At 63.0% G+C, this 23,291-nt stretch carries 22 protein-coding genes and 1 tRNA gene; 16 read left to right on the forward strand and 7 right to left on the reverse strand.

Going from position 1 to position 23,291, the window contains the following annotated elements; genetic code table 11:
* Nucleotides 1–2: 2 nt before the first annotated feature.
* The 10 genes from CPI83_RS10390 (at nucleotide 3) to CPI83_RS10435 (ending at nucleotide 10,244) form a co-directional block, all read left to right on the forward strand.
* Nucleotides 3–272: an HPr family phosphocarrier protein gene (locus CPI83_RS10390; protein ID WP_019749212.1), complete on the forward strand. Its 270-nt coding sequence runs from the start codon at nucleotides 3–5 to the stop codon at nucleotides 270–272.
* On the forward strand, nucleotides 272–1,945 hold the full coding sequence (gene ptsP / locus CPI83_RS10395) for a phosphoenolpyruvate--protein phosphotransferase (protein WP_060939005.1): 1,674 nt from the start codon (nucleotides 272–274) through the stop codon (nucleotides 1,943–1,945). Before CPI83_RS10390 ends, ptsP begins: the two co-directional genes overlap by 1 nt.
* Nucleotides 1,942–3,183: an N-acetylglucosamine-6-phosphate deacetylase gene (locus tag CPI83_RS10400; protein WP_097387183.1), complete on the forward strand. Its 1,242-nt coding sequence runs from the start codon at nucleotides 1,942–1,944 to the stop codon at nucleotides 3,181–3,183. Before ptsP ends, CPI83_RS10400 begins: the two co-directional genes overlap by 4 nt.
* A complete protein-coding gene (nagB, locus tag CPI83_RS10405) occupies nucleotides 3,171–3,950 on the forward strand; it encodes a glucosamine-6-phosphate deaminase (RefSeq protein ID WP_021334281.1) in 780 nt (259 codons plus the stop codon). Before CPI83_RS10400 ends, nagB begins: the two co-directional genes overlap by 13 nt.
* 1 nt (nucleotide 3,951) lies before the next feature.
* The gene (locus tag CPI83_RS10410) at nucleotides 3,952–4,674 is read left to right on the forward strand and encodes a copper homeostasis protein CutC (protein WP_097387184.1); all 723 of its coding nucleotides are present in this window, start codon (nucleotides 3,952–3,954) and stop codon (nucleotides 4,672–4,674) included.
* A 129-nt stretch (nucleotides 4,675–4,803) separates the two neighbouring features.
* Complete coding sequence (locus CPI83_RS10415; RefSeq protein ID WP_003941275.1) at nucleotides 4,804–6,321, forward strand: CoA-acylating methylmalonate-semialdehyde dehydrogenase; 1,518 nt, start codon at nucleotides 4,804–4,806, stop codon at nucleotides 6,319–6,321.
* Between the two features lie 14 nt (nucleotides 6,322–6,335).
* Nucleotides 6,336–7,496, forward strand: coding sequence for an isobutyryl-CoA dehydrogenase (locus CPI83_RS10420; protein WP_080910648.1), 1,161 nt, complete (start codon nucleotides 6,336–6,338; stop codon nucleotides 7,494–7,496).
* Nucleotides 7,493–8,551 carry an enoyl-CoA hydratase/isomerase family protein gene (locus tag CPI83_RS10425; RefSeq protein ID WP_097387185.1) on the forward strand — a complete coding sequence of 353 codons (1,059 nt, stop codon included), beginning with the start codon at nucleotides 7,493–7,495 and terminating at the stop codon, nucleotides 8,549–8,551. Before CPI83_RS10420 ends, CPI83_RS10425 begins: the two co-directional genes overlap by 4 nt.
* A 23-nt stretch (nucleotides 8,552–8,574) precedes the next feature.
* Nucleotides 8,575–9,468: a 3-hydroxyisobutyrate dehydrogenase gene (mmsB, locus tag CPI83_RS10430; protein WP_097387186.1), complete on the forward strand. Its 894-nt coding sequence runs from the start codon at nucleotides 8,575–8,577 to the stop codon at nucleotides 9,466–9,468.
* A complete protein-coding gene (locus tag CPI83_RS10435; protein WP_003941374.1) occupies nucleotides 9,468–10,244 on the forward strand; it encodes an enoyl-CoA hydratase in 777 nt (258 codons plus the stop codon). The genes mmsB and CPI83_RS10435 overlap by 1 nt, the downstream gene beginning before the upstream one ends.
* A gap of 93 nt (nucleotides 10,245–10,337) precedes the next feature.
* Here CPI83_RS10435 and CPI83_RS10440 read toward each other — a convergent pair whose 3' ends face one another.
* Nucleotides 10,338–10,871, reverse strand: a complete 534-nt coding sequence (locus CPI83_RS10440; protein ID WP_020970065.1) for a MarR family transcriptional regulator — start codon at nucleotides 10,869–10,871, stop codon at nucleotides 10,338–10,340.
* A gap of 85 nt (nucleotides 10,872–10,956) precedes the next feature.
* Between CPI83_RS10440 and mraY the strand changes: the two genes are divergently transcribed.
* Nucleotides 10,957–12,033, forward strand: coding sequence for a phospho-N-acetylmuramoyl-pentapeptide-transferase (mraY, locus tag CPI83_RS10445; protein WP_003941316.1), 1,077 nt, complete (start codon nucleotides 10,957–10,959; stop codon nucleotides 12,031–12,033).
* Here mraY and CPI83_RS10450 read toward each other — a convergent pair.
* Nucleotides 12,030–13,316, reverse strand: a complete 1,287-nt coding sequence (locus tag CPI83_RS10450; RefSeq protein WP_097387187.1) for a multidrug effflux MFS transporter — start codon at nucleotides 13,314–13,316, stop codon at nucleotides 12,030–12,032. The genes mraY and CPI83_RS10450 overlap by 4 nt on opposite strands.
* A gap of 222 nt (nucleotides 13,317–13,538) precedes the next feature.
* Here CPI83_RS10450 and CPI83_RS10455 point away from each other — a divergent pair.
* A tRNA-Cys gene (locus CPI83_RS10455) sits at nucleotides 13,539–13,609 on the forward strand.
* 158 nt (nucleotides 13,610–13,767) lie between these two features.
* Complete coding sequence (locus tag CPI83_RS10460; RefSeq protein WP_097387188.1) at nucleotides 13,768–15,063, forward strand: DNA cytosine methyltransferase; 1,296 nt, start codon at nucleotides 13,768–13,770, stop codon at nucleotides 15,061–15,063.
* A gap of 82 nt (nucleotides 15,064–15,145) precedes the next feature.
* Here the strand turns inward: CPI83_RS10460 and CPI83_RS31320 are convergent, their stop codons facing one another.
* Nucleotides 15,146–15,271: a hypothetical protein gene (locus CPI83_RS31320; RefSeq protein ID WP_255246884.1), complete on the reverse strand. Its 126-nt coding sequence runs from the start codon at nucleotides 15,269–15,271 to the stop codon at nucleotides 15,146–15,148.
* A gap of 394 nt (nucleotides 15,272–15,665) precedes the next feature.
* Nucleotides 15,666–16,313, reverse strand: a complete 648-nt coding sequence (locus tag CPI83_RS10465; protein WP_046378816.1) for a TetR/AcrR family transcriptional regulator — start codon at nucleotides 16,311–16,313, stop codon at nucleotides 15,666–15,668.
* A 97-nt stretch (nucleotides 16,314–16,410) separates the two neighbouring features.
* Between CPI83_RS10465 and CPI83_RS10470 the strand changes: the two genes are divergently transcribed.
* Both CPI83_RS10470 and CPI83_RS10475 read left to right on the forward strand, forming a co-directional pair.
* On the forward strand, nucleotides 16,411–18,201 hold the full coding sequence (locus CPI83_RS10470) for an amidohydrolase family protein (protein WP_097387189.1): 1,791 nt from the start codon (nucleotides 16,411–16,413) through the stop codon (nucleotides 18,199–18,201).
* Nucleotides 18,198–19,043, forward strand: coding sequence for an alpha/beta fold hydrolase (locus CPI83_RS10475; RefSeq protein ID WP_097387190.1), 846 nt, complete (start codon nucleotides 18,198–18,200; stop codon nucleotides 19,041–19,043). The genes CPI83_RS10470 and CPI83_RS10475 overlap by 4 nt, the downstream gene beginning before the upstream one ends.
* Before the next feature lie 85 nt (nucleotides 19,044–19,128).
* Here CPI83_RS10475 and CPI83_RS10480 read toward each other — a convergent pair whose 3' ends face one another.
* The 3 genes from CPI83_RS10480 to CPI83_RS10490 are packed head-to-tail and all read right to left on the reverse strand — an operon-like array spanning nucleotide 19,129 to nucleotide 22,227.
* A complete protein-coding gene (locus CPI83_RS10480; protein ID WP_020908307.1) occupies nucleotides 19,129–20,268 on the reverse strand; it encodes a sulfotransferase in 1,140 nt (379 codons plus the stop codon).
* A gap of 7 nt (nucleotides 20,269–20,275) precedes the next feature.
* On the reverse strand, nucleotides 20,276–21,058 hold the full coding sequence (locus CPI83_RS10485; protein ID WP_097387191.1) for an SDR family oxidoreductase: 783 nt from the start codon (nucleotides 21,056–21,058) through the stop codon (nucleotides 20,276–20,278).
* Nucleotides 21,059–21,060: 2 nt separating this feature from the next.
* Nucleotides 21,061–22,227, reverse strand: coding sequence for a hypothetical protein (locus CPI83_RS10490; RefSeq protein WP_021334277.1), 1,167 nt, complete (start codon nucleotides 22,225–22,227; stop codon nucleotides 21,061–21,063).
* Nucleotides 22,228–22,343: 116 nt separating this feature from the next.
* Between CPI83_RS10490 and CPI83_RS10495 the strand changes: the two genes are divergently transcribed.
* A complete protein-coding gene (locus tag CPI83_RS10495) occupies nucleotides 22,344–23,279 on the forward strand; it encodes a helix-turn-helix domain-containing protein (protein WP_097387192.1) in 936 nt (311 codons plus the stop codon).
* Nucleotides 23,280–23,291 lie beyond the last annotated feature (12 nt).

A 23,291-nucleotide genomic window follows, 5' to 3' on the forward strand; every position in this document is an offset into this window, starting at 1 on the left:
CCATGGCGATCGCAACCACGACAATCGGATCCCGAGTCGGGCTCCACGCACGACCCGCAGCGCTCTTCGCGCGCGCCGCGGCCGACCTGCCGGTCGACGTCACCATCTCGCTGGGCGACGGCGAACCCGTCGACGCCTCCAGCATGTTGTCTGTCATGACTCTCGGAGCCGCATTTGGGGATTCGGTGACGTTGCGTGCTGACGGTGACGGCGCCGATGCTGCGGTCGGTTCGCTCGCAGAGCTTCTCGCCTCCGAACTGGACGAAGCCTGATGACGGCGAGTGTGGACAACCGCATCGCGGGTATCGGAGTGAGCGCGGGTTCGGTCTGTGCGCCGTGGTTGCGATTCTCCACGCCTGAGCCGACTTCGGCGTCGGACCCGATCACCGGCAGTCCCGAGGCGGAGCTGATCAGGATCCGTGAGGCACTGGACGCCGTCGCGGAGGAACTGCTCTCGCGTGCAAAGACAGTCGAGGGCGTATCGGCGGAGATCCTCACGACGTCGGCTGCGATGGCGCGCGATGCGGGCATCGTGAAGGCGGCCAAGGCGAACCTGGAATCGGGGCTGCCGACCGCACACGCCGTCGCAGTTGCCTTCGACGCATTCTGTGAAAAGCTCACGGCGCTCGGTGGGTACATGGCCGAGCGGGCAACGGATTTGCGCGATCTCGGGCAGCGAGCCGTGGCCGTTCTTCGCGGCGAACCGATGCCAGGAATCCCCGCTCCCGGTCATCCGTACATCCTGGTGGCGCGCGACCTCGCTCCGGCGGATACAGCGACGTTGGGCAACAGTGACGTGGTCGGATTGTTGACTGCCGAAGGAGGTCCGACCAGCCACACCGCAATCTTGGCGAAGTCGCTCGGAATCCCGGCCGTGGTCAACTGCTCGGGAACCGATCTGCTGGCTGAGGGAAAACTCCTCATCCTCGACGGCACCACCGGGACGGTCACCATCGATCCCTCGGCAGAAATGCGCGAGCGCGCTGTCCTCGAAGCATCGTTCGTGGCAGAGCAGTCAGCTTCGGCACATGGTCCAGGACGCACGCGTGACGGGTTCGCGGTGAGGTTGTCGGCCAACATCGGAACCCTGGAGGACGCCGCGCGGGCCGGGGCGGCGGATTGTGAGGGCGTCGGACTGTTCCGTACCGAATTCTCGTATCTCGGGCGCCACGACGCACCTTCGGTGGAGGAGCAAGCGCAGACGTATTCGTCGGTGCTCGGGCACTTCGCCGGACAGAAGGTGGTGGTCCGCACTCTCGACTCTGGTTCGGACAAGCCGTTGCCGTTTCTCGATCTCGGGGTCGAGGAGAATCCGGCCCTTGGTATCCGCGGGCTCCGTGTCGGCACGGTCTATCCCGACACACTCATCAGTCAGCTCGACGCCCTCGCGGCTGCAGGCAACGCGACGGGCGCCGATCTGTGGGTGATGGCGCCGATGGTAGCCACTGCCGACGAGGCGAAAGACTTTGCAGAACTTGCGCGTTCGCGGGGGATCGGCAAGGTCGGAGCAATGATCGAGATTCCGGCTGCCGCGTTGCGAGCGAAGGATATCCTCGAGCACCTCGATTTTGTCAGTATCGGCACCAACGATCTGAGCCAGTACACCTGCGCCGTGGATCGTATGGCCGGAGGCCTGGCGCAGCTGCTCGATCCGTGGCAGCCGGCGGTCCTCGATCTGATCGCGATGGTCGGTCAGGCGGGCGCCGACGCCGGGAAACCTGTTGGTGTGTGCGGAGAATCCGCGTCGGACCCGCTGTTGGCTCCGGTTCTGGTCGGTTTGGGCGTGACGAGTCTGTCGATGTCGGTCCCGGCATTGGGCGCAGTTCGCGCGCAACTGGCCTCTCTCGATCTGGCGGTGTGCAAGGACATGGCCGCTGCGGCGCGGGGCGCGCGAAACCCGCTCGAGGGTAGAGCAGCTGTCGCGCGGATTCGCGAGTCAGCATGAGTACATCAGGCTCGGCTGCTGTCGGCGATCGGCTCGTACTGCGGGGAACGGTGATCGGATCTCCGATCGGCAAGATTCACGACGGAGTTGTGGTCGCGGACGGTGAGAAGATCAGCTGGGTCGGCTCGGCTGCGGACTACATGGCGTCCGCACCGGTCGTCGTCATTCCGGAACGCACCGACACGGTGATCATGCCCGGCCTGATCGATGTGCACAGCCACGGCGCAGCTGGTGCTGGTTTCCCGAACACCGACGCCGATGGTGCGAGCCGCGCTGCGGCGCACCATGGTGAGCACGGCACGACCGGAATGCTGGCCAGCCTGGTCTCTGCACCGCGCGCAGATCTGGTCCGACAAGCAACGATGCTCGCCGATCTGGTCGAACGCGGAGAACTTCTGGGTATCCACCTCGAGGGGCCGTTCATCAACGGCGTTCGCTGCGGTGCCCAGGATCCGGCGGCGATCGTGCCCGGCGATCCGGACCTTCTCGAAGCCGTCTGTGACGCTGCGCGGGGGACCGTGCGGTCCATGACCTTGGCGCCCGAGACCGAGAACTTCGAAGAGTTGCTCGCGATCATGCGTCATCGCAATATCGTGCCGAGTTTCGGTCACACCGATGCGGACGCGGCAACGACATCGGCGCGCATCGATGCTGCGGTGCAAGGGGATTGGGCCGGTCAGATCAGCGCAACCCACCTCTTCAACGGGATGCCGCCCCTGCACCATCGATCTCCGGGTCCCGTCGCGGCGTGCCTGGCGGCTGCCGCGAGAGGCGAGATGGTGGTGGAACTGATCGCAGACGGTGTGCATCTTGCGCCCGAGACCGTGTCGATGGTCTTCGACGCTGTCGGACCGGACCAGATCGCCTTGGTCAGTGATTCGATGGCCGCGGCCGGAATGGACGACGGCGACTACCAACTCGGTGCGCTCGACGTCACGGTTGCCGACGGAGTAGCAAGACTCGCGACCACCGACGGCAGTTCCGGTGCCATCGCCGGAGGGACTGCAAGATTGCTCGACGTGCTTCGCAGCACTGTCTTCGACGGCGGCGTCGCGCTGGAAGACGCTGTCGCAGCGGCAACTCGGAGCCCAGCGCGTCTGCTGGGACTTGGCGACCTGATCGGATCGCTGGCCGTGGGCTGCCGAGCCGACATCGTGGTCACCGATCGTCAATTGCGCCTGGGGCGTGTACTACTCGGCGGAAAAGCCGTCGGAAAGGAAAAATCATGGAAATCGTAATTCAGCCGACACCCGCGGAGGTCGACTCGACCGTCGCGGACATCGTCGAAGGCTACGTCAGAGCCGGGGCGACGACGCTTGGGCTTGCAACGGGGTCGTCGCCGATCGGAACCTATCGTGAACTGGCAGCGAGGCATCGCGATGCCGAACTCGACTTCTCGCTGGCTCGGGCGTTTCTGCTCGACGAGTACCTGGGATTGCCGAAACGCCATCCGCAGTCGTATTACTCGGTGATTCGGTCGGAGTTCGTCGATCACGTCAATCTGGATCCGGCGATGGTGTCGAGTCCCAACGGTGAAGCACCGTGCCCGGAGAAAGAGATCGCACGATACGACCAGAGCATCGCGGCGGCCGGGGGAGTGGACGTGCAGTTGCTCGGCATCGGCACCGACGGTCACATCGGCTTCAACGAGCCAGGGTCGTCGTTGACCTCGAGAACTCGCGTGAAGACGCTGACCGAGCAGACCCGGATCGACAACGCACGGTTCTTCGACGGGGTGGACGACGTCCCACACCACGTGCTGACCCAGGGTCTCGGAACCATCAGCGATGCACGGCATCTGGTGATGATCGCGACCGGAGAAGGGAAGGCCGATGCGATCGCCGCTGCCGTCGAAGGTCCGTTGTCTGCGTTCTGCCCGGCTTCGGTGATGCAATTGCATCGCCATGTCACCGTCGTGATCGACGAAGCTGCTGCCAGTTCGCTCAAACTTGCCGACTACTACCGGTATGCGCTCGAACACAAGCCGTCGTGGCAGTCCTTCTGACATGACGGTTCTGGAGCTGGCTGTGCAGGACGTGCGGGGGGCGAGGATCGCGCGTTCGGTAGGAGCGACTCGAGTCGAGTTGTGTGCGGCACTCGGCCCGACGGGGGGATTGACGCCCAGCATCGGAGTGATCGAGGCTGCGTCGGAAGTGGGGATCGCGGTTCACCCGTTGATCCGTCCGCGCGCCGGAGGTTTCGTGTTCTCACCCGACGAAGTGTGGGTGATGGAGCACGACGTACGTGCTGCCGTGGCCGGAGGAGCTTCCGGCGTCGTGATCGGCGCACTGACAGAAGACAATACGATCGACACCGTCGTGCTGCGTCGCATCATCGGATGCATGGACCGTGCGCGGGTCGAGGTGACGGTACATCGTGCGATGGACGTGGTGGCCGACCGTCTGACCGCGCTGGACGAACTGATCGAGTTGGGCGTGACCCGCGTGCTGACGTCCGGGGGTGCGGATACCTGCAGCGAGGGTCTCGACGAGATCGGTCGAATGGTCGAACATGCCGCAGGCCGGATCCAGATCATGGCCGGTGGCGGAATAACCGTCGACGACATCCCGGCAATCGCCGCCGTCGGCGTCGATGCGGTGCATCTCTCGGCACGCAAGGTTGTCGCGGTGTCCGGTGGCCCGGGCGGGGGATCGGACGGATACGACGTCACCGATGCAGTAGTCGCGCAGGAAGCGGCAGCCGCGCTCCGCGCTGTGCGCCTTTATTAACCCCCCGCGGTTAATAAAGGCGCACGGCCCTTGGGCTCTAGACATACATGGACATCCAACTATAGGATGGTAGACATATTCACTGCTGCCTCCTGGGCGGTCCATACGAGCAAGGAACGGGTTAGCACAATGGTTGAAAATGCGACGGTTCACGAGTTGACGCACTTCGTCGGTGGCAAGCGTGTTCCCGGGACATCTGATCGATTTGCGGACGTGTTCGATCCCAACACCGGCAAGGTGCAGGCCCGCGTCCCCCTCGCGAGCAAGGCCGAGACCGAAGCCATCATCGCCAATGCCGAAGAGGCGCAGCAGGTGTGGGCAGCATTCAACCCGCAGAAGCGCGCCCGTGTGCTGATGAAGTTCCTCCAGCTCGCTCAGGCCGAGATGGATTCTCTGGCCCGCCTCCTCTCGTCCGAGCACGGCAAGACCGTCGCCGACGCCAAGGGTGACATTCAGCGTGGCCTCGAGGTCATCGAATTCGCCGTCGGCGCTCCGCACCTGCTCAAGGGCGAATTCACCGAGAGTGCCGGCACCGGCATCGACGTGTACTCCATGCGTCAGCCGCTCGGCGTCGTCGCAGGCATCACGCCCTTCAACTTCCCGGCGATGATCCCGCTGTGGAAGGCCGGCCCCGCCCTCGCCGCCGGTAACGCCTTCATCCTCAAGCCCTCCGAGCGTGACCCCTCCGTCCCGCTGCGTCTGGCTGAACTGTTCCTCGAAGCCGGCCTGCCCGCGGGCGTGTTCAACGTCGTCAACGGTGACAAGGAAGTTGTCGACGTCCTGCTCACCGACGATCGCATCAAGGCTGTCGGCTTCGTCGGCTCCACGCCGATCGCTCAGTACATCTACGAGACGGCCGCAGCTCATGGCAAGCGCGCACAGTGCTTCGGTGGCGCCAAGAACCACGCGATCGTCATGCCGGACGCCGACCTCGACGAGGTTGCCGACGCCCTGATCGGTGCAGGCTACGGCAGTGCCGGTGAGCGTTGCATGGCCATCTCGGTTGCCGTTCCCGTCGGCGAGGAGACCGCGGACGCTCTTGTCGCGAAGCTGAAGGAGCGCGTCGCGAAGCTCAAGATCGGTCGCAGTGACGACGAAGGTGTCGATTTCGGCCCGCTCGTTTGCCAGGATGCCCTCGACCGCGTCAACAACTACGTGCAGATCGGCATCGACGAGGGCGCAACGGCAGTCGTCGACGGCCGCGGCTTCACTCTCGAAGGCCACGAAGGCGGATTCTTCGCCGGCGCAACCCTGTTCGACAACGTCACCTCGGACATGCGCATCTACAAGGAAGAGATCTTCGGACCCGTCCTTCAGGTGGTCCGCGCTGCCGATTACGAAGAGGCGCTGCGTCTTCCGACCGAACACGAGTACGGCAACGGCGTCTCCATCTTCACCCGCGACGGCGACACCGCACGTGACTTCACCGCCCGCGTCAACGTCGGCATGGTCGGCGTCAACGTGCCGATCCCGGTCCCGATCGCCTACCACACCTTCGGTGGCTGGAAGCGCTCCGGATTCGGTGACCTGAACCAGCACGGTCCCGACTCCTTCCGCTTCTACACCAAGACCAAGACCGTGACGCAGCGCTGGCCTTCCGGCAAGAAGGAAGAGACCAACCACTTCGTCATCCCCACGATGAACTGATCGGAACACTTTCCATGTTTACTCTGACCGATGACGAGCGGGCGATTCGCGACACTGCCCGCGACTTCGCGGCCGAGCATCTGGCGCCCAACGCAGTGGAGTGGGATCAGACCAAGCATTTCCCGGTGGACGTCCTCCGTAAGGCGGCGTCCCTGGGGATGGGCGGTATCTACATTCGTGAGGACGTGGGCGGCAGTGAGCTGAGCCGCGTCGACGCTGCCCGGATCTTCGAAGAGCTGGCCAAGGGCGATCCGTCGATCGCCGCGTACATCTCCATCCACAACATGGTCACGTGGATGATCGACCAGTTCGGCAACGACGAACAGCGCCACAAGTGGGTCCCCGGACTCTGCTCGATGGATCAACTGGGCAGCTACTGCCTCACCGAACCCGGCGCTGGCTCCGATGCTGCGGGCTTGAGCACCAAGGCCGTTCGTGACGGCGACGACTACATCCTCAACGGCGTCAAACAGTTCATTTCCGGCGCAGGCACTTCCGACGTGTACGTCGTGATGGCACGCACCGGATCTGCCGGTGCCAAGGGGATCTCGGCGTTCATCGTGCCCAAGGATTCGCCCGGACTGTCGTTCGGTGCCAACGAGGTCAAGATGGGCTGGAACGCGCAGCCCACCCGTCAGGTGATCTTCGAAGACGCGCGAGTTCCTGCCGCCAACATGCTCGGTGAAGAGGGCAGCGGCTTCCGCATCGCTATGAAGGGTCTCAACGGCGGCCGGCTGAACATCGCCGCCTGCTCGGTCGGTGGGGCCCAGGCAGCGCTGGAGAAGGCAGTCGCATATCTGGTGGACCGCAAAGCTTTCGGTTCGGCACTGATCGAGTCGCAGGCCCTGCAGTTCCAGCTCGCCGACATGCGTACCGAACTCGAAGCGGCCAGGACGTTGCTGTGGCGCGCCGCTGCCGCACTCGAAGACGGAGCGTCCGACGTCGTGGAGTTGTGTGCGATGGCCAAGCGCTTTGCCACCGACACCGGGTTCGACGTAGCCAACAAGGCTCTCCAGCTTCACGGCGGGTACGGCTATCTTGCTGAGTACGGGATCGAGAAGATCGTCCGCGATCTTCGGGTTCATCAGATCCTCGAAGGCAGCAACGAGATCATGAGGGTGGTCATCGCGCGAAGCGTGGTCGCATCAGGTCAGGGAAAGCAAGGAGCAGCATGAGCGACGAGCTCGAGGTATTGATCGAAAAGCGTGACGGACTGGGGCTCATCACCCTCAACCGGCCCAAGGCGATCAACGCCCTCAACCACTCGATGGTCAAGGCGATGGCCAAGGCACTCGCGGAATGGAAGTCCGACGACGACGTCAAGGCGGTCGTACTCACGGGCGCCGGCGAGCGTGGTCTGTGCGCCGGCGGCGACATCGTCTCGATCTACCACGACGCCAAGGACGGCAAGACCGGTTCGCTCGATTTCTGGCGTGAGGAGTACATCCTCAATTCCGAGATCGCGAACTACCCGAAGCCGTACGTCGCAATCATGGACGGGATCGTCATGGGCGGCGGCGTCGGAGTGTCCGCACACGGCGACATTCGCATCGTGACCGAGCGCTCGATGATCGGAATGCCCGAGACCGGAATCGGTTTCATCCCTGACGTGGGCGGAACTTACCTGCTCTCGCGTGCTCCCGGTGAACTCGGAACGCACATCGCGCTCACCACGGCGCGACTGAGCGCCGGCGATGCCATCGCAGCAGGCTTCGCGGATCACTTCATCCCGTCGGAGAACATCGAGACGTTCATCGCCGCACTCGCGTCGTCTTCGGTTGCCGACGCCGTGGCGCAGTACGCGGAGCCGGCTCCGGTGTCGGAACTGTTGGCCCAGCAGAGCTGGATCGACGCCGCGTACTCTGCCGACGACGTCTCCACCATCGTCGAGCGTCTTCGAGCGAGTGGAATCCCCGAGGCGGAGAAGGCAGCGGAGCAGATTCTCGGCAAGTCTCCGATTGCACTGTCGGTGACCCTGCGATCCCTGCGACATGCCAAGGAAGCAGCAAGCTTGGAAGAAGTCCTCAACGAGGAGTTCCGGGTCTCGACGGCAGCGCTCGCCTCGCACGACCTGGTCGAGGGTATTCGCGCCCAGGTAGTCGAGAAGGACCGAAACCCGAAGTGGTTGCCGGCAACCCTCGAAGATGTCACGGCTGAATCCGTCGATGCCTACTTCACCCCGCTGGGCGACAACGAGCTCGGACTCACCACTCAACCGCAAGGCAACTGATCACCGCCGAAGGAGCATCACTAATGAGCACCATTGGATTTATCGGACTCGGTCACATGGGTGGCCCGATGGCGGCCAATCTCGTCAAGGCCGGACACAAGGTCGTCGGTTTCGATCTGGCACCCGCGGCGCTGGAGCAGGCAGTCAAAGACGGTGCATCGGTAGCGGATTCGGCGGTCGACGCCGTTCGCGGTGCCGACGTCGTGATCACGATGCTGCCGAGCGGTAAGCATGTTCTGGGTCTGTACGAAGAGCTGCTGCCGGTGGCAACACCGGGCACGCTGTTCATCGACTGTTCCACCATCGACGTCGCAGACGCCCGCGAGGCGCACGACAAGGCCGAAGCGGCCAGTCACCGCAGCGTCGACGCACCGGTCTCCGGTGGAGTCGTCGGGGCTACCGCAGGCACGCTGGCATTCATGGTCGGCGGTTCCGAGGCTGATTTCCAGGCCGCGTCACCGTTGCTGGACGTGATGGGCCGCAAGGTCGTTCACTGCGGCGACGCCGGTGTCGGCCAGGCTGCCAAGATCTGCAACAACATGATCCTCGGCATTTCGATGATCGCGATCAGCGAGGCATTCGTGCTGGGCGAGAAGCTCGGCCTGAGCAACCAGGCGCTCTTCGACGTGGCGTCCAACGCCTCGGGGCAGTGCTGGGCACTGACCACCAACTGCCCGGTACCGGGACCGGTGCCCACCAGCCCGGCCAACAACGACTACCAGCCCGGCTTTGCTGTCGCGCTGATGGACAAGGACCTCGGTCTGGCTGCAAATGCGCTGCGCAACAACGGCGTCGATGCGGAGATCGGGCTCAAGGCCGCGGAACTCTACAGTCGCTTCCACGCCGCGGGCGGTGGCGGTCAGGACTTCTCTGCCATCATCAACGACATCCGTGACCGTTCGACCGAAGGACAGTAGTGACCGACTTCAACACCATCATCCTCGAGCGTAAGGGTCGCGTCGGCGTCATCACGCTCAACCGCCCGAAGGCTCTCAACGCCCTGAACTCCGAGCTGATGAACGAGGTCGTCGCCGCGGTTGCCGACCTCGAAGCGGACAACGGCATCGGAGCCATCCTGATCACCGGTTCCGAGCGCGCCTTCGCCGCCGGCGCCGACATCAAGGAAATGCAGTCCAAGACGTACATGGACGCATACGTCGAAGATTTCTTCACCCCGTGGGACCGCGTCGCAGCCGCTCGTAAGCCGCTGATCGCCGCCGTCTCCGGGTACGCGCTCGGTGGTGGCTGCGAACTGGCGATGCTCTGCGATTTCATCATCGCTTCGGATACCGCGAAGTTCGGCCAGCCCGAGATCAAGCTCGGTGTCATTCCGGGTATCGGTGGCTCACAGCGCCTTACGCGCGCCGTGGGTAAGGCCAAGGCCATGGAGCTGTGCCTGACCGGCCGCAACATGGACGCAGAAGAGGCCGAGCGCGCAGGCCTGGTTGCCCGGATCGTTCCGGCCGCCGATCTGCTCGACGACGCATTGAAGACCGCAACCACCATCGCCGAGATGTCGCTGCCCATCGCGATGATGGCCAAGGAAGCGGTCAACCGTTCCTTCGAGACCACACTCGCCGAGGGCGTCCGCTTCGAGCGTCGGGTGTTCCACTCGACCTTCGCGACGGAGGATCAGAAGGAAGGCATGACCGCGTTCGTGGAGAAGCGGTCCGCCGAGTTCAAGCACCGCTGAAATTCGTTAGCGCTGAACTTTCGAACAGCTGAAACTGCCCTCACACTCGTCGAGAGTGTGAGGGCAGTTTCTTTGTGTGTACGGGTCGTCGGTTCACCACTTGGTGGGCGCGCCGCCGGTGTCGAAGTCACCCGCAGTCTTGCGAAGTTCAGTGAGGATCGTCACCAATTGCTCGAGCTTGTCCTGCTGGAGTCCGGGGTGTGCGAACACTTTGCTGTTGAGCATTTCAGTGGCTTCGAGGGCCAGCGCGCGACCCGCGTCGGAGATCTCGATGAGCGTCGCACGTCGATCGCTGGGATGCGGGACCCGTCTGACCAGCTCCGCTTTCTCCAAACGGTCGACGGCATTGGTGACGCTGGTGGGGTGAACCTGGAGTCGGGCGCTTGCCTTGGCCATCGGGAGGGCGCCCGACCTGGTGAAGGTGAGAAGCGTCAGCAGTTCGTAGCGGGCGAAGGTCAGCCCGAGAGGCTTGAGTACCTCTTCGACCCGCGCCATCATGATCTGTTGCGCACGCATCACCGACGTGACCGCAGCCATACCGTCGGCGACATCGCTCCAACCGTGCTTCGTCCACTGACGATGCGCCTCTTCGATGGGGTCGAGGGGGAGCGGCGCGGGGGGAGACATAAGTTCGATCATCCCATGCTGGCAAGCGGTCGGGTGCCTTGTCTGATTGTGTGTCGCAGCCGCTTACGTCTGTAGAGTCCCACGGGTGATTTCAATCCTCGTAGCGGGTGGCGTCTCGTTGTTCGTCGCGCTCTTCCTGACTCCGTTTCTCATTCGTGTGCTTTCGCGGCAGGGGCTCGGGCACGAGATTCGGATCGAGGGTCCGCAGAGTCATCAGGGCAAGCGTGGCACCCCGTCGATGGGCGGCATCGCGATCATCGCCGGCATGTGGGCGGGCTACCTGGCGGCACACATCATCGGTTTCGGCTCGCGGCTACCGCGGTTGTCTGCATCCGGTTGGCTGGTTCTCGCGCTCGCCACGTCACTGGGAATCGTCGGCTTTCTCGACGACTTCATCAAGATCCGCAAGAAGCGCAATCTCGGGCTGAACAAGACGGCAAAGACCGTCGGTCAGCTGGCGAGCGCCATCATCTTCGGCATTCTGTTCCTGCAGTTCTCCAACAACAACGGAGTCACCCCCGGAAGCCAGTACCTGTCCCATGTGCGAGATATCTCGGTGTTCTCCATGGGTGCCATCGGCTTTGTGGTCTTCTTCTGCATTCTGGTGTTCGCCTGGTCCAACGCCGTCAATTTCACCGACGGTCTCGATGGTCTCGCGGCCGGTTCGATGGGCATGATCCTGGGGACCTACGTCGTCATCGCCGGTTGGCAGTACCGGAACTCGTGTGTCCTCGAGCCTGCCGCCGGTTGCTACGACGTTCGTGACCCCCTGGATCTCGCTATCGTCGCTGCCGCGGCAGGCGGGGCGTGCCTCGGCTTCCTCTGGTGGAATGCCGCCCCGGCTCAGATCTTCATGGGTGACACCGGCTCCTTGGCGCTGGGCGGCCTGGTGGTCGGCCTGTCCGTCACGACGCACACCGAGTTGCTAATGGTCATCATCGGCGCCCTGTTCGTGGCTGAGATCCTGTCGGTGATCATCCAGGTTCTGGTCTTCCGATCGTCCGGCCGACGCGTATTCAAGATGGCCCCGATCCATCATCACTTCGAGTTACTCGGTTGGCCGGAAACCGTCGTGATCGCAAGATTCTGGATCTTCGTCGCGATCTCGTGCGTCCTGGGACTTGCCACCTTCTACAGCGAGTGGTTCTCCGCTGCCGGTTAGACCGATTCACTCTTTCGGGTCGTATCACTCTTTCGGGTCGTAGCCAGAAGAGCGACCAGACCGAGCGACACACACGCCGTCATCGTGACGGCCAGGGCTGTGCTCGTGTTTCCAAGCAGGCCGACGGCCGGCGCGATGGCCGCACCGACGCCGAACTGGAATGCACCGAGCATTGCCGCGGCAGTACCGGCCGCTTCGCCGTGACGAGCGAGCGCCAGTGCCGGGGCGTTGGGAAGAACGAACCCGATGGCACCGGCCATGACCCACAGTGCGATCACGAATCCGGCGAGCCCGCCCAGTTCCAGGACCGCGACGGCAATGACGACGGCCCCGGAGACAACGGCAGCCACGAGGGCACACTTGGTGATCTGCTGAGGAGTGCAGCGATCGAGCAGTCGGACGTTGACCTGCGAAGCACCGATCAACGCAATCGCGCCCGCACTGAAGAGCAGTGCGAACTCCTGCTGATTGAGGCCGTACTGATCTTGATAGACAAACGACGCGCCTGAGACATACGCGAACAACGACGCCATACCGACGCTGGAGACGAGCGTCAGGACCATGAACGTGCGGTCGCCGAGCAGCGAACCGTAGGTGCGGAGAACCGACTTCAATCCGCTCGGGCGACGCTTTTCCTTCGGCAGTGTTTCGGACAGTCCGAAAGCACCGATCATCGCTGTGCCGACGCCGATCAGTGCCAGGACGACGAAGATCCCGCGCCAGTCGAGGGCGACGAGGAGGGCGCCACCGATGCTGGGCGCCAGGATCGGCGCAACGCCGAGCACGAGCATCAGCCGGCTCATCACGACGGCAACGGTGTTACCGCTGTAGAGGTCGCGGACGATCGCCATGGTGACCACTGCCGCGGCCGCCGCGCCCATGCCCTGGAAAACCCGCAGGATGCCGAGGACCGCGATGCTCGGTGCGAAGACCGCCAGCAGCGAAGCCAGGATGTGCACACCGATCCCGGCGAGCAGCGGCTTCTTGCGGCCGAGAGTGTCCGAGAGCGGCCCGACCAACAGCTGTCCGAGTGCGAGGCCGATGAGAGTTCCGGTGATCGTCAGCTGAACCGTTGACGACGAGACCCCGAGATCGGCGCCGATATCCGGCAGCGCGGGCAGATACATGTCGATGGTGAAGGGCCCGAGTGCAGTCATGGAACCGAGGGCAAGAATCTTCCCGACGCTGGGCTTACGGTCGACACTGCTCATTTCCAGCGGGGCTGCCTCCAAGGGCGGAGCTGCCTTCACGGGCGGGGCAACGGCGGTGTTCTCGGCACTCATGAAACCTTCTGGGTTGTCTGGGTCTGGCGAACTGCTCGGTCGTTCGGGCGAAATTCGTATGATCTGCGCCCGCCGAGGGAGTCAGCATCGAGACTGACCGATTTGTTCCCGAAGGGCTCGCAGTTTTCCCAGAGACTGGAACGGCGGGTGGGATCGCACTCGAATCATGCTGAGCGGAACTGTGGTTCGACGCCGTGACTCAGGGCAGAGTTACTCACTGACGCGGGTGTGGCTGAGTGGCTAGGCACCGGCCTGCAAAGCCGTTCACACGGGTTCGAGTCCCGTCATCCGCTCGTGTCGGAGACCGGCAGGCATACCGCCTGCCGGTCTTCCTTGTGAGGTCCCGGTTCACGGGTCGGCTGCGATAGTCTGGGCTGCCGGAGCGAGCGGACCATATGAGTGAGGCACTGAATTGATTTCGGGAGAGGACCTGCGATCACGGCGCTTGGACGTGGGGATCAGTCAGTTCCAGTTCGCCCGTCAAGCGGGAGTCTCGTCAGCCGTCGTCTCCGCGTGGGAACTCGACAAGGCGTATCCGAAGCCACCGGCGGAACGAGCAGTTCTCACGGCCCTCTCCGCGCTGGAAGCGGCCAAGCGTGAGGGTACGTACGCGGCCCCCCGGAAGCGATCGAGCGGCAGTACCCGTGCGCGTCGAGTGACACCGGTCAACGACCCCGCCTCGGTGGCCAGGCGTGCCGTCGCGGGGGCAGGAAGCGGGGGCCCCACCGTATTGACAGCGTTCTCGGGTTGTGGCGGTATGGCCGAAGGCTTTCGGATGGCGGGGTTTTCGGTGGAGGGATACATCGAAGTCGTGCCGGAGGCGCGTGCGACCTTCGATCGGAACTTCCCCGGCGCGAGGTGCCTCGGCGAGGACATTCGGGCGATCGACGAAGCCCGGGTGAAAGATCTTCTGGCACAAGTGGACATCGATGTGTTGGCTGGGGGACCGCCGTGTCAGGGGTTCAGCCTCGCCGGCCGGCGAGACCGCGACGATCCGCGCAACCATCTCTTCCGGAACCTGCTGCAGCTCGCCGAATTGGTGAAGCCGAAGGTCTTGGTGATGGAAAACGTGCGACTGCTGCTCAGCATGAAGGACCCGGACGGTGGGATGGTCGTCGACCGGATTCTCGGCGAGATGGCTGCATGCGGTTACGACGCGTCGGTCAACACGGTCAATGCGCAGGATTACGGCGTCCCGCAGTTCCGGGAACGAGTGTTCATCGTGGCGACCCGCCGCGACAGTAGTATCGGGCCGCTGCGTTTTCCGCCGAAGACTCACGGCGTGAATGGTGTTGCACCGCTGAGGACTTTTCGCGATGCCACCGTCGACCTGGCTCCGCTGGAATCCGGACAGACCTGCGAAACGGACCCGCTGCACTGGGCCGTCGAGCATCCCGAGCACGTCCTGCGGTGGCTGCGTGATGTGCCGGAAGGAATGTCGGCTCACGACAACGAAGATCCGGCCATGCGACCGTCGTCCGGGTACAACACGACGTACAAGCGCCTCCGGTGGGACGAGCCGGCGTCCACGGTCGGAACCACTTTCGGGATGATCTCGGCTTCACGCAACGTGCATCCGAAACACACGCGATCGTTGACCGTTCGAGAAGCTGCTCGCCTCCAGACCTTTCCCGACGACTACGTCTTCGAGGGTAAGTGGGGAGCGGTGCGCACGATGATCGGCAATGCGGTGCCGCCGCAGCTGGCGTCGGTACTGGCAGGAGAGATCAAGAAGGCACTCGGCTGAGATAGAGCACCTACGGAAAATGGGGCCGACAATGTCGGCCCCATTTCGAGTTACGCCCTGGCAGGGGTGTGGTGCAAGCGAATCAGCTGAGGTTGAGCTTGGCGATCAACGGCTGGACGACCTTGATGATGTCGATGACGGCGCTGAGGGTGTTGATGGAACCCATGTTTCGGTCCTCCGTGTCGTATGTACAGGTTTGTATGTACAAGGTTGTGTCTGCGTGGTGTTTCTGTACGACCTTGTGTCGCAGACACAAGTTAGCAAACTGGACGCTTGTTTTGGTCGAAATGACCACTTTGCGCTGAAGTTGCTGAAAAGTTCACGGATTGTTCAGGAGCGGAAACAAAAAACAGGCCGGACTCCCCGAAGTCCGGCCTGTCGATGACGCTTTGCGATCAGCTGAATGCCGAAAGTGCGCTGATGAGGCCGATGCCCGCAACTGCGACCTTGAGGACACTCAAGACGTCTTCGAGCTTGACACCCTCGGGCAATACGTTTTCGACAGACTCCATGTTGGATCCTTCATGTGTTGGGGTCGTGGTCCAGCGCCACTGCAAGCAAGATACCCAATCGTGACCACCTGTGAAACCCCGGCGCGAAGATCACAGTTTTGTTGCGCCGGACTCACTGGCCGTCGCAGCCATGGTGGCCGCCACTATTTGTTCCACGCTGATGCCCGCCGCCGGTAGGCAGTGATAGAAAATTCGTTCGCAGAGGTCGACCATCTCGCCTCGTTCGAGGGTCGGCTCGTCGATCCAGTTGACGACTATTTCCTCCATGAATGCCTGCCACCCGGCGATGGTCGCCTCGACGGTCGCATTCGATTCGATGCCCAGATTTGTGAGCGCGGCGACGATCCATGTGGTGAACGTTCGGCGCATCCCGCGATAGATCGTGCGCATCCGGACGTCGCCACTGCCGGCCATACGCATCACGGCGAGGTAAATGGTGGGGTGCTCGATAACGGCATCGACGAAAGTTTCGATACCTGAACGCAGCTGGGACGTGATCGGTAGTTCGGGATCCGGTCGCATTCGATCTTCGAGATCGGCCGAGGCAGCCTCGAGGATCGCGTTCTGGAAACCCTTCTTGTTCTTGAAGTAGTGAAACAGCAGTGGGGGCGAGACACCGGCCTCGGCTGCGACGCGATCCATCGACAGTTGGTCGAAAGGCTCGGTCCGCAACATGCGTACTGCTACCTCGAGGATTTGCCTCTGACGGTCTTCGGGGGAGCGGGGGACTGCGGCCATTCCGACATCTTATGTATTGGTTCGGAAGGTTCATTGACTTTTACTCAACGCTGTCTATAACGTGAGGTAACACATACGTGAGGCGAGGAGTCCGACAGTGTCTGCTTTCGACATCGTGGTCAACGACGGGTTGTGGTTCGACGGGACGGGGGCTCCTGGTCTGCGTCGAAATCTCGGAATTCGAGACGGCGTGGTCGCGGAGGTGTCCACGACGCGCCTGGAGATCGGGCCGGACACCGAGGTGATCGACGCGGCCGGCAAGTGGGTTCTCCCGGGCTTTGTCGACGTCCACACGCACTACGACGCCGAAGCCTTGGTCAGTCCAGGCCTTCCGGAATCGGTTCGCCACGGCGTCACTACGGTCGTGCTCGGCAATTGCTCGCTGTCGGCGGTGTATTCGACCCCGCGTGAAATCGCTGACCTGTTCAGCCGGGTCGAAGCAGTTCCCCACGACGCGGTGCTGCGCATCCTCGAAGCGAACAAGACCTGGACCGGTCCCGCGGCCTACACCGCCGCACTCGAAGCCCTTCCCCTCGGACCCAATGTCGCGGCATTCATCGGCCACTCCGACATCCGCACGCACGTACTCGGATTGGGGCGCGGCACCGACAAGAAGGTCAAGCCGACCCGCTCGGAACTCGGCCGGATGGGCTCGATGCTCGAGGACGCCATCGATGCGGGGATGCTAGGCCTGTCGTCGATGACCAATGCCCTCGACAAGATCGACGGCGACGAATACCGTTCTCGCTCTTTGCCGTCGACGTATGCACGGTGGAAAGAGTTCCGATTCCTCAACCGCATCCTTCGCGATCGCGGAAAGATCTTGCAGAGCGCTCCGACCATCAACCTGCATCCGAACGTCGCGGCGTTCTTCGCCGAAAGCTCCGCCATCGGACGCAAGAAGCCGCTCAAGACGTCGCTGCTCTCCGGTGCGGATTCGAAGGCCTACCCGGTGATCGTGTACTTCATGCTCGCTGCGGCCCCACTGCTCAATCGCTTCGCGAAGACCGATTTCAAGTGGCAGCACCTTCCGGTTCCCTTCACCGTCTACGCGGATGGAATCGACCTGGTCGTGTTCGAGGAGTTCGGTGCCGGCGCCGCCGCTTTGCATCTCAAGGACCAGGTGGAGCGCAACGAACTGCTCCAGGACGAGTCGTACCGTCGCGCATTCCGTAAGGACTACGACAACAAGTTCTCACCCCGCATCTGGCATCGCAATTTCTACGATGCGGTCATCGTGGGATGCCCGGACGAGACGTTGATCGGCAAGAACTTCGGTCAGGTCGGTGACATCCGCGGAGTGCATCCGGTGGACGCGTACCTCGACCTGGTGGTGAAGTACGGGCGAGATCTTCGCTGGCGCACCACCATTGCCAATCACCGGCCCAAGTTCGCGAAGAAACTCGCCGCGAGTTCCGGTGTGCAGATGGGCTTCGGCGATGCCGGCGCACATCTGCGCAACATGGCGTTCTACAACTACCCGGTGCGACTCCTCAAGCGCGTCAAGGACGCTCAGAGTGACCGCAAGCCGTTCCTCACCATCGAGCGCGCAATCCACCGCCTGACCGGTGAACTGGCGGACTGGTACGGCATCGACGCCGGACATCTACGCCAGGGCGACCGCGCGGACTTCGTTGTCATCGATCCAGCCGGGCTCGACGAGTCGGTCGACGGCTTGTTCGAGGCAACCGTTCCCGAGTACGGCGGGATCAGTCGAATGGTCAACCGCAGCGACGATGCGGCCGTCGCGACAGTGATCAACGGCCGACTCGTCTACCGCGAAGGTGAATTCGCCCCGGGATTCGGCATCGAAAAGACAGGCCAGTTCCTGCGCGCAGGTGAAAAGGCTCCGATTACACGGGCCGCGAAGACTAGCGTGGCGCTATGACTACGCCGGCGGATCGCCTCACCTCGTACTCCCGGTCCGGGCTGACCTTCGACGTACGCGACGAAGGACCGGCAGACGGTCCGGTCGTGGTCCTCCTGCACGGATTTCCGCAGGATTCCCGCTCATGGGATCACCTCGCGCCGTTACTGCACGCCCGCGGCTTCCGCACCGTGGCGCCGGACCAGCGAGGGTACTCACCCGGTGCCCGGCCGAAAGCGCGCTGGGCCTACCGCGGGTCCGAACTCGCCGCCGACACTGTCGCGCTGATCGACACACTCGGTGTGGGGAAGGTGCACCTGGTCGGCCACGACTGGGGTGCCGCGGTCGCGTGGCAGGTGGCTGCCGAACGGCCGGATTTGCTCGATACCGTTACCACGGTGTCGGTTCCGCACCCGCTGGCCTTCATCAAGGCGATGGTGACCAGCACTCAGGGACTGAAATCGTGGTACATGGGGGCGTTCCAATTACCCTTCGTTCCTGAGAAGATTCTGGCCTCGTCATCGCTGGGCGAGAAGTTCCTGGTTTCGAGTGGGCAGACGCCGGCGAATGCGCGGCGCGATCTGAACGCCATGCTCGCTCCCGGCAGACTGCGCGGCGGTCTGAACTGGTACCGCGCGATGTGGATGACCAAGCCGAACCCGGCAGCTGCCCGGGTCACCGTGCCGACCCTGCACGTCTGGAGTGACGGCGACGCCGCCATCGGGCCCAAGGGTTCTGCCCTCACTCCCGCGTTTGTCGACGGTCCGTATCGGTTCGAAGTTCTCCGGGGTGTGAGCCACTGGATTCCCGACGAGGCGCCGACGGAGTTGGACCGGTTGCTCGGCGAGCATTTCAGCAGCTGACCGAGTTGCGTACTGAAGCCCCCGCCGTCCGGCGGGGGCTTCAGTCGTCAGCAAGGTCGTCAGCAAGGTCGTCGACCAACGGTGGTCAGCGAGTTCCGAATCGCTCCTCCACCTGTTCCTTCGTCAGGCCGAACTCCTCGAGCGTGTACTTGTGCGACGGTTTGCGAGCACCCGAGCGGCTTTCCTCGTGCATGGCCTCCATCGACTGCTGGGCGGTAGATGTCAACGGGATGTCGAAGTGCGTGTAGATGTTCTCGACGGTTCCCAGTGGATCGGTGACGAAGTCCTGATAGTCGACGTCGATGAACTGCGCGGGATTGTGGTGTGCGCGTGCACTGTCGAACTGCTCGAGCCCCCTGGCCCACAATTCGAGCTGACTTTCGCCGATCACCTTGTCGGTGAACGTGTTCGACCAACCCTCTGTCGCCTGGGCGGCCAGGCTGCATACCGACGGAATGATCGTCGTAGGGGAGCGGTGAGTCTGGATGACGAGAGCGTCGGGGTACGCCTCCATCAATTCGTCGAGCGCAAACAGGTGGCTCGGGTTCTTGAGGACCCACCGTCGATCCTGATCGGGCAGACCGATCAGCTGCAGGTTCTTCTTGTGTCGTGCATAGGCGTTCGACCACTCCTGGTCCTTCAGCCATGCGGAGTACGTGGGTAGATTCGCCAGGCACTCGTACGACACGGACTTGAACGTCTGACGCAAGAGTTGCCAACATTCTTCGACTTCACTGGCCGACATGTAGTGCACGCCCATGAATTCGGGATGCTCGACGTGGTGTTGACCGAATGTCTCCTCGATCTTGGCGAAGACCGGGTTCGATTCCCACGTATCGCGAGGCGGGCGAGGCTGAGGGAACTCGGTCAGCCACATCTCGAGGCCCTGGTGAGCCGGGTCGACCGTGAGGAGGCGGTGCAAGGCAGTGGTGCCCGTGCGTGGCAATCCGGTGACGAAGATCGGCCGCTCGATCTTGACGTCGGCGTGTTCCGGATGCTCCTTCCACGCCGATTCGCTGAGGAGACGGGCCACCAGGGCGCCGCGAAGGAATACCCGAGAGATCTTGCTGCCGAAGGGCGTCAGATCCTCGTCGCGGTCGTAAGACTCGAGGAGGACCGACAGAGCCTCGGTGTAATCGTCGACGCCGAAGTCCGTCAGGCCGGTCATCCGCGTCGCCGAGGCATGGAGATCCTCGACGGTGCCGACGTGAGTGCGTTCAGTCATGGTGCTCCTAGTGATGGAATTCGCCGCAGTTGACGTCGATGCATTGGCCGGTGATCGCGCTGGCCATCGGGGACGCCAGGAAGATCGCCGCATCGGATACTTCATCCGTCGTCGGCAGGCGCTTGAGGTCGGTGTTCGACGCAGTGTGCTCGTAGATCTGCTCGACAGTCATGCCGAACTTCTCCGCCTGGTGCGCGAAGTATCCCTTGAGGGTGTCGCCCCAGATATAGCCGGGTGCAATCGAATTGACACGAATTCCCTGCGGGCCGAGTTCGGTGGCCAGGGACTGCGACATGGCGAGCAGGGCCGACTTCGCCATCTTGTAGCTGCCGTAACGCTCTTGCGAATGCCGCAACACCATCGAATTGATGTTCACCACGGAGCCGTCCGACTCGGCAAGTGCCGGCGTGAACAGCTGAGTCAGGCGCAACGCACCCAGTACGGTCAGTTCGATGCTGTCGCGGATGTGCTGGTAATCGGTGCGAGCCAACGGTTTCATCGACGGAATCGAGAATGCGTTGTTGATCAGAGTGTCGACTTTGCCGTAGGCGGCAATGGACTCGGCCACCAGATTCTCGGCGGAAGCCTGGCCGGTGATGTCGGTGGCAACGGTGACGGCGCGCCCACCGGCATCGACTATTTCTTTCGCAACGTCGTCGAGTCGCGATTGCGTACGTGCTGCGAGAACAAGACTCGCGCCGGCCGACGCACATCGAAGGGCCAGAGCGCGGCCGAGTGCCGGGCCGACTCCGGAGATGACTACTACACGGTCTTCGAGCAAGGCGGTCATGATTACCCCAGCATTCGGTTGTCGATGGCGGCCTGGCGCTGGGCAATGCGCGCTGCCCAGTCCTCGGCGGTGATGGTGTTGGTGTCGAAATGCGGCAGGTGCTTCGCAATATCTGCGACGGCGACGATTTCGACGGTGGGACCGTCCTGCGGCGTCAGCTCGCGGGACACGCGCTGCCAACGGAACTGCAGAATGCCGCGCGGATGTCCGACGGTTTCGATCCAGTTGGTGACACCGGGGTTCTTCTCGCTGACCACCATTCGGACCATCCCGTCCGGATCGACCTGTGCCTGGCCGTTGTTGAGGGAGGTCTGATGATTGACGTAGTCCAGTGAGATGTACCAGAGGCTCCCCAGTTGGAAGCCGAGATACGGTGCGTCGGAGGCGGGAACGGTGATGATCATCGCCTGCTCGTCGGTGAGTTCGTAATGTCCCACCGACGAGTACTGCGTTGCCAGCCCGCCCGGTGTCAGGCGTGGTTCGGTCATGGTGTTGACCGTGAGCTTGAGGTAGAACCACTCCGGGAACTGGAGCCACGTCTTGACCCGCGTGACCAGTGCCTTCCCAGCCCGGGCGTAACGCTTCTCGGTCTCTTCGGCGGTGAGAGGTGGCGGCGCGATCCCGATCGAATCGGTGCGCTCGATGCGGATCACGCCGCGCTGCTGACTCCAGTCGCTGTAGACCTCGCGAACGACCAGCTGCGAGGATCCGGGGGCCAGGGTGTAGTAGTTGGCTCGGCCGTCGGCGGGGCCAGGGCCGAACCAAGCGACGAAGTTGCCGTCGTCGTCTATCTCCAGCTCGCGGTCGTCGAAGGCGATTTCGCTGCCGGGAACGTTCGAGTTGGTGTAGTTCCCACTCAACACCTGGAAGCTGAGATCGGCTGTGGTGCCGCGCTTTCCGGTGACCTTGTATTCCTTGTCGTCGTTGATACGGGCGCCGAAGTAGAGGGTGTCCGGGTTGTCGAGACCCATCTTGGTGAATGGTCCGGTGCCCTGGATGAAACTCGGATGGGTCTTTTCGCTGGCCCAGGCGGCATGCGTCGTCGCGATGATTCCGCCTGCCAGATATTGGTATCCCTCCAGTAGATCCTGTTCGGATCTGATGTGCGGCGCAGTCTCGATCAATTTCTCGGCTTCGGCGATCGCCTCGGCAAACGGGTCCGTCAGCACGCTGGCTCCTCACAGTTCCGACTATGTCGCCGGTCCAGAGCGTCGTGGTACAAATATGTACCTATTTGGTAGATGTTGGGTATTTCGACAATAGAACGCGTTCTAGGGAGTGGTCAATGGGTGGACCGGAGAAGACGCCTGAAGAGGGACGCCCGCGGGGGAGACAATCGCCTCCCACCGAACGGGTGGTTCAGGTGCTCGACTACCTCGTCGGCCGCCCTGATCAGCGGTTCGGGCTGTCGGAACTGGCCCGCGCGCTCGAGATCAGCAAGCCCACCTGCCTGGGAATCCTCACGGCGCTGGCTGATCGTGGATACCTGACTCGGGACGAGGTGTCGAAGACCTATGGGCTCGGTCCGGCCTTGATCGCGGCCGGACGTGCAGCTCAGCGAGGATTTGCCGTCGGACCCATTGCCCGCACCCATCTGGAGAAAGTGAGCACGGAGTTCGGAACGACGTGCACGGCGTCCGGTGTGATCGGTGATCAGATCAGCGTTCTCGAAGTGACCGGACCGATCGGAGCGCGTCGCGCTGCCAAGGTCGGTCAGGTGTACCCGTTCGCACCACCGGTCGGACTGATGTACGTCCTCTGGGGTTCGGATCACGACATGGACAGTTGGCTGAGCAAAGAGCCGAGCCTGCCGGTGCGCTTGGATCGCGAGCGTCTGTGGAACGTGGTCCGCGAGTGTCGCGCTGCGGGGTATCTGGTCGAGAGTCTGGATCCAGTCGGGCAGCGACTGCACACGTTGATGGCGGGCGTTGCGACGCACGATCTTCCGCCGGAGGTGCGTGAACTGCTCGGGGAGATGGTGTCGAGCCTGGGCGAGAGGGTGTACCTCGGGCGCGACATCAGCTCTGACGACGAGCATCCCGTCAGTCTCATCGCGGCCCCGACCTACGACGCCGAGGGGCATCAGGCCCTTGTGCTGACACTTTATGTGGGCGGGGCGATTACGGGCGCCGAGATCGAGCGAAGGGCTGTGGCGCTGGTTACGGCGGCGGATGCGGTGACGGCGGAAGTTGGTGGCCGGAGTCCGGTTCGCGGTTTGTGACGTCTGATTGCC

It is taken from the genome of Rhodococcus sp. H-CA8f, assembly GCF_002501585.1.
GTDB classification, from domain to species: domain Bacteria; phylum Actinomycetota; class Actinomycetes; order Mycobacteriales; family Mycobacteriaceae; genus Rhodococcus_F; species Rhodococcus_F erythropolis.